Origin of the sequence: Corallococcus exercitus, from assembly GCF_042231735.1 — a bacterium.
Classification (GTDB): Bacteria; Myxococcota; Myxococcia; order Myxococcales; family Myxococcaceae; genus Corallococcus; species Corallococcus exercitus_B.
Map to the genome: position 1 here is coordinate 8,274,114 of NZ_CP102577.1, position 12,079 is coordinate 8,286,192.

Below are 12,079 nucleotides of genomic sequence, written 5' to 3' on the forward strand. Positions count from 1 at the left end.
TTTTCCTGTCAGGAGGCGGGGGCCGACGTGGGGTGGGGGAGCGCCCCCGCGTCAGTAGCCGACCGAGTTGAAGAGGAACGGATACGTGATGATGACTTGGCCGCCCTTGGGAGCCGGGAACTGCCAGCCCTTCAGGCTGCTGAGGATGCACGCCTCGACGGAGGCGTTGCGGAGGGTGGAGGACTTCGTCTTGGCGGAGGCGACGCGGCCGTTGAGCCCGATGGCCCACTCCAGCACCACCTTGCCGGCGAGGCCCGGGTCCTTGAGCAGCGCGCGTTCATAGCAGCCGTGCACCTCATTGAGGTGGCTGTTGATGACCTTGGCCACGGCCTCGCGGTCCACGGTGCCCTGCGTGGAGGAGATGCTGCGCGCGGTGGCGCGCGTGACGGTGCCGCCCACCGCGCCCTTGCCCACGCCGCCCGCGCCCAGCGCGCCGATGCCGCCGCCGCCCTTGCCGCGCAACAGCTCCGCGCCCAGGGTGGCGCCGCCGCCCTTGCCGCCGCCGCCCAGGCCGAAGGTGCCCAGGCCCGCGTTGGCGATGGGGGCCTTACCGATGAGGCCGGCCAGCTTGTAGTTGGTCTGCTTGGCGTTCTTGCTGCCCGGGCCGCTGCCCAGCTTGTCCACGGCGGCCAGCAGGTCGTTGGTGGCGGGGCCCGCGGCGGACAGCTTCGCGAGCGCCTTGAGGGCCTTGCTCTCCGGCGCGGCGGCCACGGCCTTGGGGACCTGGACCTCCTTGACCGGCTTGGGCGGGGCCTTCTCCGCGACGACGGGCTTCTCCTTGACGGGCTCCTTCTTCTTGAGCGCCTCGAGCTTCTTCTTGGCCTCTTCCTTCTTCTTGGGCTCGGGGGCGATGAGGCGCAGGGCGACGGGCGGCAGGTTCTTCTGGGTGAAGTCCGCGGTCGCGGGGCCTTGCGGCCGGGTGGCGATGAACCAGCTCAGGCCGCCGCCGAAGATGGCGAGGAAGAAGAGGGTCAGCCAGGGCAGGCCCTTGAGCGGGTTGACGAAGACGCGCTCGGGGGCGGGCGCCGCGTAGGCGACGAGCGACATCTTGCCCTGGGTGAGGCGGGCGGCGGCGCCGTCGCGCAGGGTGACGAAGCGGCGGCTGCCGTCGGACTCGAGGGCGGCGGTGGCGAGGGGGGCGAAGCGGCCGTCGCCGTTGGCCTTCTCCACGTCGGTGCCGGGGGGCACGAAGAGGCGGTAGTTGCCGTTGACGGACTCAGCGAGCGTGAAGTCGTCGCCTGCCGGGAGGGAGAAGCCCCACAGCGGCATGGGGGCCTGTTCATCCTGGGCGGCCTTCACGGGCTTCTTCGCGTCCGGAGCGAAGCGGCGCGCGTCGCGGCGCACGGCGCCCCAGTACAGCTCCAGGTAGAGCTGGGCCGCGCCCTTCTTGCCCGGGCCGATCTTCGGCGCGTGCGTGGGACGGGTGGCCGGGGCCACGTCGAGGACGAGGGGGCCGGAGGCGGGCGCGGCGACGTCGGTGTCCAGGTCCGCGAGCAGGTCGTCCACGGCGAGGAGGCTGGGCATGGCCTCCGAAGGAGGACGGCGCCGCGTGGAGGGCATGGTGCCCGCGGGGACGGCGGGAGTTGGAGCGCGCTTGGACGCCGCGGGCTGAGCGTGCGGGGCCTGGGCACCGGCATGAGCGTGCGCGGCCTGGGGCTGCGCGTGGCCCGCATGGCCGTGCGCCGCCGGATGCTGACCGTGCGCGGCCTGGGGATGGCCTGACTGCGCCGCGTGCTGTGCGTGCGCGGCCTGCTGCGCATGAGCCGCCTGCGCGCCCTGCTGAGCGTAGGCGGTCTGCTGGGCCTGCGCGGCCTGCTGCTGCGCGTAGGCGGCCTGCTGCGCTTGCTGCTGCGCATATGCGGCCTGCTGGGCCTGCGCGGCCTGCTGCTGCGCGTAGGCCGCCTGTTGCTGAGCGTGTGCGGCCTGCTGCGCCTGCGCAGCTTGCTGAGCCTGCTGCTTGGCGTAGGCGGCCTGCTGTTGCGCGTGTGCGGCCTGCTGTGCCTGCTGCTGCGCGAGTGCGGCCTGCTGCGCCTGCTGCTGCGCGTACGCGGCCTGCTGCGCCTGCTGCTGCGCGTGTGCGGCCTGCTGCGCCTGCTGCTGCGCGAGTGCGGCCTGCTGCGCCTGCTGCTGGGCGTACGTGGCCTGCTGTGCCTGCTGCTGCGCGAGTGCAGCCTGCTGCTGAGCGTGCGCGGCCTGTGCGCCGTGCTGCGGCGCGAAGCCGTTGGGCGGATGCGCGGCCTGCTGCGCGTGCTGCGGCGCGAAGCCGTTCGCGGGATGCGCGGCCTGCTGCGGCGCGAAGCCGTTCGCGGGATGCGCGCCGTGCGGAGGCGCGAAGCCGTTCGCGGCGGGCGGAGCCCCAGCGCTTCCGAGGAGCGCGGCGACCTCGGGCGGCGGCTGCGGCTTGGCCTCGACGGGACGCTGGTTGAGGATCCGCGTCTTCAGGACGAACGGACCGCACAGCACCTCGTCCACGGAGCGGATCTCACAGGCCGTGACCTGGTGCCCGTTGACGAAGACGCCGCTGGTGCCGCCGCCCGCGTCCTGGATCGCGGTGCGGCCGTTCTGGAAGTACAGCAACGCATGGCGCGGCGACACGGACGCATCGTCCAGCCGCAGATCCGACGACGCATCGGATCCGAGCGCGTAGGTGCCGGGGACGAAGACCTCCGTCCCCACCAGGAGGCCGTCGCGGAGGATGACGACTTGCAGGACGCTGGGCTGGCCGCTCAACGGTGACGCTCCCTTCGAAGGGTGATGGGCGGTACGGCCCTACTGATCGTAGACGGTGGCGAGCGTCTCGGAGCGGAAGCTGTCGCGCTCGCGAAGCATCGACCGCGTCTTCAATTCCTTGCGGTCATACAGGTACACCGCGCCGGACTTGTTCGTCTGGCCCTGGATGAGCCGGTCGTCGAAGTCGATGCGCGACGGGCCACGCTGCGGCGGCGCGGACGACGCCGCGGCAGCGGCATCCCCCGTCACCGGATCCGTCACGGCCGTGCTCGACTTCGTCTCGATGCGCGGCGGCGCCTTGCTCGAGCCCTTCTTGGCCTTGGTCGTCTTCGCGGCCTTCGACCGGGGTGCACGTGCACGCCCCTGGGCCCAGGCATCGTTCGCGGTGGAGAGGGGACCGACGCCGAGCACGCTGGCGACGGCACAGAAGAGAAGGAAACGTCGCATCATCAACAGGTTAAGCGATGCGAGCCCCGACCTGTCAACGCACACTCCAGCCCCATCGCTTGACCTGTGGCGATCAGGTGTGGGGGGCAGTCCACCTCACCTGGGGCGGGCTCTCCACGCCCTGTCCCGCTTCGTGCCGGTAGGCTGGAAAGGTCGCGTGGGGTTCCCTCCACACGGTGCCTCCCCAGCATGCGAGCGGACGTGGTGCGAAGTCATCGTGACACGGTGGGCGGATGGAGGATGCTCGCGCGCGGGAGGCTCGCACAACCGTGAAGGGTGACATTCGCAAGCTGGAGTGGATCGCGGTGGGGCTCGCTGGCGTGGCCATCCTGGGCCTCGTGGCCATCGTCGTGATGCCTGGGGACGCCCCCGAGCCCCCGCCTCAACCCGTCCCACCGCGTCCCATCCTCCAGGCCGTGGGCCCGAAGCTGACCAGCAACCAGACCTCGCAGCCGCTCTCGCTCTACGGCGAGAACCTGGTGCCGGGCCTGCGGCTGGTGCTGGGCGCGCCCCTGTCGCGCGAGCTGCCGCTCACGGTGGCGGACGCGCGCCACGCCTACGCGAGGCTCCCCGCGGACCTCACGCTCCCCGCCGGCACGTTCCAGACGGACGTGCAGCTGTCGCTGGCCGCGAGCACCGGCCCCCAGCCCACGGGCAGCGCGCGGCTCACGCTGGTCAACGACGCGGCCTTCCCGGACCTGATGGCGATGGCGCTGTCTCCGGACGGGCGCACGCTCTTCGTCGCGTCGCCGCCCACGGACACGGTGTTCGCGCTGGACGTGGAGTCCGGCCGCGTGGAGGCGCTGGCGGTGGGGGACGGGCCGTCGGCGCTCGCGACGTGGAAGGACGCCGGCGGGCGTCCCTGGCTGGGCGTGGCCCACCAGTACGCCCCGGGGCTCTGGCTGTACGCGCTGGACGCGCCGGAGCGCAAGGCCCGCGTCGTCCCCGCGCCCGTGGGGGTGTGGGGACTGGCGGTGGATGCCAGCCAGGGCATGGCCTTCGTCGCCGAGCACGTCCACGACAAGGTGCACGCGCTCTCGCTGGAGGATGGCCGCGAGAAGTGGGCCCGTGAAGTGGATCCGAACCCGCGTGAGATGGTGCTGCGGAACCAGTTGCTCATGGTGGGCAGCCTCCAGACGGGGCAGGTGGTGCTGCTCGACAACAGGAACGGCCGGGAGCTGGCGCCGGTGGTGCCGGGGCCGGGCGTCCCCATCATCGGGGGGCCCACGGAGGCCTTCTCCGCGCAGGTGATGGGCGGCAAGGCGCCCCGGGGGATGGTCGTGAGCGACCGCCTGAACCGCCTCTTCATGTCGAGCCTGGGGCCGAACGTGGGCCCCAACGCCCAGCGCATGGAGGTGAGCGCGAACAGCGGCGTCGCGGTGCTGAACCTGGACCGCAACGAGGTGGTGCGCCACCTCGGCTTCGGCGCGGGCGTGACGGAGGGGCTGGCGCTGGATGACCGCGCCGGGCTGCTCTACGCGGCGGACGTGGGCCTGGGGCAGGTGCGGGTGCTGGACGCGAAGGCGCTGGCGGCGAGCGACGCGGCGGCGCGCAAGGCGCTGCTCCAGACGCTGCCCGTGCCCCCGCCGGAGGGCACGCCGTTCATCCGCCCGGCGGAGGACCTGGGCACGAAGGGCCGGGCGGGGCTGGAGCTGCACTCCGGGCCCCGCTCCCTGGCGCTGTCCCCGGAAGGGCGGACGCTCTACGTGCTCAACCGCTTCACGGGCACGGTGGCGGTGGTGGACGTGAGCGAGGCCCGCGAGGGCAGGGCGCGCGTGGTGCGGCAGTGGCCGGTGGTGGACCTGCGCCCGCGCGAGCAGCGCCGGCTGGGCCAGGTGCTCTACTTCACCGACGTGGGGCGCACGGGCATGAGCTGCGACGCGTGCCACATCGAGGGGCACACGGGCGGTGTCTTCTTCGAGAAGACGCGCCCCATGCGCATCTACCGCTCGACGACGGCCCTGGGCAGCCGGGACACGCCGCCCTACTTCACGCCCGCGAGCACGCGCAGCCTCGCGGAGACGGCGGAGACGGTGGGTGGGCGCAACCGCTACCACAACCCGGATCCGCTGCCCTCGGAGGTGGAGGCGCTGGCGCTCTACACGGCGCTCTTGTCCACCCCGCCCAATCCCTACCGGGGCGCGGACGGCGCTCCGCTGACGACGGTGACGATGCCGGACGGGAAGACGGGGCATCCCGCGAAGGGCCTGGCGCTCTTCGAGGGGAAGGCGCGGTGCATGGCCTGCCACCCCGCGCCCCTCTTCACCCTGGACCAGGACCCCGCCACCCGGGGCCAGTACCAGGACGTTGGCACGCCCATCGCGCTGGAGCTGCGGCCGGAGCAGCAGCAGCTGGTGAAGGGCGCGGCGCCGCCCTCGCTGGTGGGGACCTGGGACGTGTGGCCCTTGCTGACGAGCGGCACGCTGGGCTACGCGGCGCAGGGGGACCAGCTGGTGGCGGCCGCGCGCTTCCCCCTGCGCATGCTGCTGGAGTACTCCGGGCCGGAGCACGGCAACGCGCGCGCGCTCACCCCCGAGGAGCAGGACGACCTGCTCGCCTACCTGCTCACGCTGTGAGCAGAATGGGAGGATGGGGCGATTGCCATCATGGATACTCGTCCTCGGCGCCGCAGCCCTGCAGGGGGCGTGTGCCGCGGCTCAAGCTCCTGGCACGCCGATGCACTCCGCATGTCGTGAGCTTCCGACCATCGAGGAGTGCCGTGCCGCCGCAAGGAACATCACGGACGAGTGCCTGCGCGAGTGCGTCAGCCTCCAGTGCGGTGGTGCGAAGATCAACTGCGGCGCGGACGTGAAGAAGGAGTGCGCGCTCCGGAGGGGCACCGGCGTCACCGCGCTGGGATACGTCTGGAGGCCGGCGGACGCGGGCTGCCAGAATCCGGTCAGCGAAGTGAACTGGTGCGAGGAGCCCTCATCGCGCGAGTGCCGCGCCCAGGCGATGGTGCATGAGTTGGCCCATGCCTGTGGCTGGAAACACCGGCAGGGCCTGGGTGTTCCCGCCGATGATGGAGACCTCCAGTGCGAATGACACGCTCGATGCTCCTGACCCTCGGCGTCATGGGACTGAGTGCATGTCAGGGAGGCCTCTTCTCCAGGTCGAAGCCCGGTGCCGACGCCCGGTCCGCCACATGCCCGAAGCATGAAGCGGCCGCTGCGCGAGTGGAGTTCCAGAGCCCGGGCTTCGACGGGCAGACGCTGTCGGGACGCCTGTTGATGGGGACCGCGAGCGGAAGCCTGTGTCTGGACCGGCGCCTCATCGAGAGCCACACGCTGACAGTGGAGCGCGTCCTGGACTGTGCCAGCGGGCAGCCTCTGGCGTTTCTCGTCGTCGACGTCCAGACGCCACCGCGCAGGGAGGAGGACCTCCTCCTCCTGGCGCCTGGCCAGTGGTACGGGCGGGATGTAGCCGTCCCGCTCTTTCCCCAGCCCGCCACCGGGCAGCCCGGACCGGACTGTGTCGACGTGGAGCTGTCCGTCCACGCACTGGATGCCGCCCACATCGCGAAGCCGAGGCTTCGCGTGACGCGCGCACCGGCCCCAACCCCAGAGTCAGGGGCTCCCCCCTCGAAGCCCGGGCCCTAGCGCGCGGGGCCGGAGTGGAAGGGCATCAGGGCCATGGCCCGGACCCGCGTGACCATCGCCTCGGCGACCAGGGGCCAGCCGAACGCCGCGAAGGTGAGCACGGTCATCATCCCGCTGAACAGCCACAGCCCCATCATCACCGCGATGCCCAGGTGCATGCCCACCGTGAGCGCCACCCAGAGCCCCCGCGTGCGCCGGGGCCAGACGCAGAACGCGTAGCCCACCTCCACCGCCAGCGTGCCCCACGTGGACAGCTTCACCACCCACGGCACCACCGCGAGCCACGCGAAGTCGAACTGGCCGTACTGGGGCTGCATCAGCACCTCCCAGAGCGCCGTCCCGTCCCGCCACACCGGCCCCAGCAGCTTCTCCAGCCCCGTGGCCAGGTAGATGAGACACAGGTGCACCTGCAACACGCGCAGCGACAGCGTCGCCAGGGCGGACGGCGCGCCGGAGAGCCTTCCCGCCCGCACGTCCAGGGAGAACGCCGTGCCCACCGGCATCACCGCGCAGTAGAACAGGCTGATGTGCGCGAAGGTCTCCACGCCGTAGGAGAAGAAGCTGATGCTGTTGAGCAGCACCGAGTGGATGACCCACGCCACCACCGCGGACAGCCGCGTGTGCAGGCCCAGCAGCAGTCCCAGCAGCGCCACGACGTAGACGAACGCCAGGCCCTGGATGCCGGCCACCTGGGAGATGCCCAGCGGCGCCAGCGCGGCCACCACCGCGTCCACGCGGGGCACGGACGGGGACGCCAGCGCCTCGGAGACGCTCCAGGGCACCCAGCCCCGGTTGCTCAACAGCTCCGGCAGGCTCTCCGACAGGCTCCACGCCTGGATGAGCAGCAGCGCCGCGACGCCAATGCGGAACACGCCCAGCGGCTGCGGAGAGGAGGGCGCGCTCACGAACGCCGCCAGCTTCGGACCCACCGCGGACTTCCAGGACGAAACACTCATGGCGTCACCTCACCGGTGGACACGGACGCGGGCACCCGCCGCTCGAACACCGCGCGGTAGGCCTCCGACCAGACGGGGCGCGAACCGCGCAGGTGCGCCTCCATGCTGGGCAGCTGGAGCGACTCCACGCGCACCGTGACGGAGCGCGCCTGCGGGTGCCGGCCGAACATCGCCGCCGCCCACGCGCGGGCCAGCGCGTCCCGGCTCTCCTGAAGGCCGAAGCGCAACATCATGGAGTGGATGCGCACGTTCACCGCGCTGTTGTCGGACCGGAAGTCGTCGTGCAGCTGTTCGCCGTCCGCGCCTTCCAGGTCGAAGGCCACCTTCACCGCCGGGCTCACCCCGGGGGCGAAGAAGCTGAAGCCACTGCTCGCGCCCGTCCAGTGCGCGTAGCCCTGCGCCCAGGGCCTCACGGTGTCCGTGAGCTGTAGGAGGGGCACGTGAAACGCGCCACAGGCCACCAGCAGCAGGTGCACCGCGGCAAGGCCGGTCAACAACCCGTGCCAGGGAGTCAGGGTGTGTCGCATGGGGGCTCGCTCCAAAAAGACCGAGCGCCGGAGGTGGGACCTCCGGCGTCGGGTGCGTCTTGAATGAACAGCTACATCGCTTCAGGGGGTTGTGACGTCAGGCGACTTCAGTTGCAGTTGCCGCTCGCGCCGCCGCCGTACACGTTGCCGATGATGCCCAGCAGGGTGCCCGTCGTGTTGCCCAGCAGGTTGCCGGCGACGTTGCCCAGGATGTTGCTCACGAAGCCGCAGCCGCCGCCACCGCCGGAGCCGCCGGCCAGGGGGCCCGTCTTCGACACGAGCACGACCTCCTCCATCGCCACCGCCATGCGCGGGTCGTGGCTCTTCACGTCACCCCCGTGCGCCATCGCGCCCGTCGCACCCAGCGCCAGCACGAACATCGCCACGGTCCCGCCCAGCTTCATCTTCTTCATGGTCTTGCTCCTTGGGATTGGACAGCGAGGGCAATGTCTTTCCCCTCCCGGGATTCGGTAGCATCCCGGTAAGACCAGGAATTTGTTGGGAGCTGGTTCCAGGCAGGATGTGGACATTCCAGCCGGGTTGGCGGCTACCTGTTCTCCGGGGACGCGAAAAGTCGGGCCGGTGACGAGGCTTCGTGAGGATCCGCCCCGCGGGTTGCTTGCGTCAGGTGGGGGGGCTGAGGTCTACAATCCAACGGATGCGTTCCTCCCCCCGGGTCGCCTGGCTCCTGATTCCAACGTTGTGGCTGTCGTGCACCGACGCGGGGCTCTATTCGATTGACGACCGCGCGGGCGGCTCACGCGACCGCGCCAACTTCGAGGGCGACCTCTGCGTCCCCGAGGCCACTGGCGACGCGTTCCCCGTGAAGGTGGTCTTCGCCCTCCAGGGCGGCACGGGGGTGGAGCCGGAGGTGGTGGGCGCCGCGGTGGATGGGCTCACCACGCTCACCTCGCGCTTCACCGGCCCCCAGATGCGCTTCGGGTTGGTGGCGTTCCACTCGGTGGCCACCGGCCTGCAGGGCAGCTTCACGGACGCGGCCGCGTTCCAGTCCATCCTGCCCCGCTACGCCAGCTACCAGCAGCAGGGCCCCATCAGCATCCGCTCCGCGCTGCGGCTGTCCAAGAGCCTCCTGTCCGGCGACATGCAGGCCTCCTGCAAGGGCGAGGTCGCGCGCACGCGCTACATCGTCGCGCCCGTCATCCGCAGCTCCGACGTGAGCTGTGACAACCCGGCCTTCAACATCGGCATCGACAGCCGCTGCACCGCGCTGTCCCAGGCCGCCGGCTGCAACGCGTCCCCGGAAGCCCAGGCCCAGTGCAACGCCTCGTGCAGCCAGTGCGAGCTGACCGCCGTGGTGGGCGAGCTCAAGGGCCTGGTGGAGCAGCTGGGCGCGGGCGACGTCAGCGTCCAGCCCGTCTACGTCCGTGGCCAGACGCCGGACGCCGTCACGCGCCTCCAGGTGGCCGCCATCGCCAACGCGGGCGGCAGCGCGCCCGTGGAGACGGACTCCGTGGGCCTGCCCAACGCGCTGGCGCGCCTGGACTACGGCTCGCTCGACAACGCGCTCAAGCTCAAGCGCTTCCTCGCCTTCAACCGCAACGTCCAGGTGAGAAACGGCCAGATGCTCACCGACAGCGACGGTGACGGCGTGGGCGACGACGACGAGCGCGCCCTGGGCCTGGACCCCGCCGTCCCCGACACCGACCAGGACGGCCTCATGGACGGCGTCGAGATGCGCATGGGCCTGGACCCGCTCGCCGTGGACGTCATCAACGGCTGCAGCGTGGTGCAGGACACCGACGGCGACCGGCTCAACGACTGCGAGGAGCGCGTGCTCGGCAGCGACCCCTGCGTGGGCGACACCGACGGCGACGGCCTGCCGGACCTCGTGGAGGCCCTGTCGCAGACGAACCCGCTCGTCCCCGAGGACCTGCTCGACAGCGACCGCGACGGCGTCACCAACGTGGCGGAGGTCGAGGCCCACGGCGACCCGCTCAGCGCCGACCTCGACTTCCACCGCGAGCGCGGCTACGGCTACTCCATCGTTCCGCTGCCCGCCACCGGCACCAGCGACCGCGCCTGCTACCGCACCCGCGTGGAGAACGTCTCCCTGGTCCCCACCCTGGAGCGCCCGCACCCGTTCTTCCCCGGCGAGTTCATCCCCGCGGGCACCAACGAGGTCTACCTCTACCTCCAGGTGGGCCGGGACAATGATCCGCGCGGCGCCGGCGTGGGTTCGCTCTTCATCCAGGAAATCCAGTACGACGCCGACACGGGCCGCACCCCCGCCGGCATGATTTCCCTCACGTCCGACGACTTCATCGTGGGCACCTGAGCCCGGCCCCCAGCGTGGGGTGTCCCCCACAGTCTCAATGGGGTGTCCCCCCCACACCCATCCTGTAGCAGTCTCTTCCGAGCCCGCAACCCCTTGAAGTTCCTGACCCTGAAACTCCTACAGCAGTGGGATCGGCTCTTGCTAGGGCAGGGGTTGTGAAAGGAGTCACCATGACTATCGGTCGCATTGCCCCCATGTTGGCGCTCGGAGCCTTCCTGGTGCTGAGCCCCCGCACCGTGCAGGCCCAGGAGCAGAACCCGGACAACCCGGAGTGCCTCGGAGACGAGTGCGGTCGCCCCAAGGAGGAGGGCGGCGGCTGCGGCTGTGGCTGCGGCTGTTCCGTCTGGGTGGCGTACACGGACGACGGCAAGACGCTGTCGTACACGGACGACGCGGACGGCGACGGCAAGGCGGACGACAAGGACAACTGCCCGTTCACGTCCAACCGCGATCAGACGGACGGCGACGGCGACCTGGCCGGCGACTCCTGCGACAACTGCTCGGCCGTCTCCAACGCCACGCAGCTGGACACCAACGGTGACGGCCAGGGCGACGCGTGCGACGACGACGACGACGGCGACGGCAAGCTGGACGGCGAGGACAACTGCCCCTCCATCCCCAACGCCAACCAGGCGGACAACGACAAGGACGGCCTGGGCGACGTCTGTGACGACGACGACGACAACGACGGGCGCAAGGACGGCGAGGACAACTGCCCGCTCGTGGAGAACGAGAACCAGCAGCTGCCGCCGGACGTGAGCCTGTGCCGCGTGGACGCGGACGGCGACAACATCTCCGACAACCTGGACAACTGCCCCGGCCTGTCCAACCCGGACCAGAAGGACACGGACGTGGACGGCATCGGCGACAGCTGCGATCCGGACACGGACAACGACTCCGTGCTCAACGCCCAGGACAACTGCCTCGCGGTGGCCAACCGCGACCAGGCGGATGACGACGGCGACGGCCTGGGCGACGCGTGCGACACGCGCTACTGCGTGGTGCTCAACAAGGACCAGCCCAACGACTGCCTCGACCCGAAGGCGCCCTTCAGCGTGGGCACCGGCGGCGTCATCAGCGTGGAGTCGACGGGCATGGCGGTGCGCCCGCCCCTGTTCGCCAACCGCAACGGCGCGGCCATCGAGTACACCTGGACGGTGGTGAAGCGTCCCTCCGGCTCCACCGCGGTGGTGGAGAACCCCAAGGGCGCCGTCACCTACAGCCGCCACTGGGAGTACCAGTACGTGGACGGCAGCGTGCCCAACTTCCAGCCGGACAAGGAAGGTGAGTACGAGCTGCAGGTGTCCACGCGCCTGGCCTTCGCGGACCGCGTGTTCCCGGAGCAGCGCGCCTCCGTGTCCAGCCTCTTCGTGAAGGTGGGCAAGGACGACAGCAACGGCGGCGGCTGCACCTCGCTGCCCGCGGGCGGTAGCGCCGCGGCCCTGGGCGCGGGCGTGCTCGGCCTGCTGCTGCGCCGCCGCAAGAAGGCGTAAGAAGGGTGTCACCCATGTCAGGAGGTCCGCA

General features: G+C 71.1%; 10 protein-coding genes. 5 read left to right on the plus strand and 5 right to left on the minus strand.

The window, feature by feature from the left end; genetic code table 11:
* Positions 1 to 51 precede the first annotated feature (51 nt).
* The gene (locus NR792_RS33310; RefSeq protein ID WP_375756743.1) at positions 52 to 2,730 is read right to left on the minus strand and encodes an AgmX/PglI C-terminal domain-containing protein; all 2,679 of its coding nucleotides are present in this window, start codon (positions 2,728 to 2,730) and stop codon (positions 52 to 54) included.
* Positions 2,731 to 2,769: 39 nt separating this feature from the next.
* Complete coding sequence (locus tag NR792_RS33315) at positions 2,770 to 3,177, minus strand: hypothetical protein (protein ID WP_375756744.1); 408 nt, start codon at positions 3,175 to 3,177, stop codon at positions 2,770 to 2,772.
* 353 nt (positions 3,178 to 3,530) lie between these two features.
* Here NR792_RS33315 and NR792_RS33320 point away from each other — a divergent pair, with 353 nt between their 5' ends.
* The 3 genes from NR792_RS33320 (at position 3,531) to NR792_RS33330 (ending at position 6,776) form a co-directional block, all read left to right on the plus strand.
* Positions 3,531 to 5,753: an MtsA protein gene (locus NR792_RS33320; RefSeq protein WP_375761736.1), complete on the plus strand. Its 2,223-nt coding sequence runs from the start codon at positions 3,531 to 3,533 to the stop codon at positions 5,751 to 5,753.
* A gap of 100 nt (positions 5,754 to 5,853) precedes the next feature.
* Positions 5,854 to 6,222 (plus strand): hypothetical protein, encoded by a 369-nt coding sequence (locus tag NR792_RS33325; protein WP_375756745.1) that lies wholly within the window; start codon positions 5,854 to 5,856, stop codon positions 6,220 to 6,222.
* 131 nt (positions 6,223 to 6,353) lie between these two features.
* Positions 6,354 to 6,776: a hypothetical protein gene (locus NR792_RS33330; RefSeq protein ID WP_375756746.1), complete on the plus strand. Its 423-nt coding sequence runs from the start codon at positions 6,354 to 6,356 to the stop codon at positions 6,774 to 6,776.
* On the opposite strand, the gene NR792_RS33335 is transcribed toward NR792_RS33330, so the two are convergent.
* From NR792_RS33335 to NR792_RS33345, 3 genes are all read right to left on the minus strand, one after another.
* On the minus strand, positions 6,773 to 7,732 hold the full coding sequence (locus NR792_RS33335; RefSeq protein WP_375756747.1) for a hypothetical protein: 960 nt from the start codon (positions 7,730 to 7,732) through the stop codon (positions 6,773 to 6,775). The genes NR792_RS33330 and NR792_RS33335 overlap by 4 nt on opposite strands.
* Complete coding sequence (locus NR792_RS33340; RefSeq protein ID WP_375756748.1) at positions 7,729 to 8,259, minus strand: hypothetical protein; 531 nt, start codon at positions 8,257 to 8,259, stop codon at positions 7,729 to 7,731. The genes NR792_RS33335 and NR792_RS33340 overlap by 4 nt, the downstream gene beginning before the upstream one ends.
* A gap of 107 nt (positions 8,260 to 8,366) precedes the next feature.
* Positions 8,367 to 8,672 carry a hypothetical protein gene (locus NR792_RS33345; RefSeq protein WP_375756749.1) on the minus strand — a complete coding sequence of 102 codons (306 nt, stop codon included), beginning with the start codon at positions 8,670 to 8,672 and terminating at the stop codon, positions 8,367 to 8,369.
* 245 nt (positions 8,673 to 8,917) lie between these two features.
* Here NR792_RS33345 and NR792_RS33350 point away from each other — a divergent pair, with 245 nt between their 5' ends.
* On the plus strand, positions 8,918 to 10,555 hold the full coding sequence (locus NR792_RS33350; protein ID WP_375756750.1) for a calcium-binding protein: 1,638 nt from the start codon (positions 8,918 to 8,920) through the stop codon (positions 10,553 to 10,555).
* Between the two features lie 170 nt (positions 10,556 to 10,725).
* Positions 10,726 to 12,048 (plus strand): thrombospondin type 3 repeat-containing protein, encoded by a 1,323-nt coding sequence (locus NR792_RS33355; protein WP_375756751.1) that lies wholly within the window; start codon positions 10,726 to 10,728, stop codon positions 12,046 to 12,048.
* Positions 12,049 to 12,079: the final 31 nt, after the last annotated feature.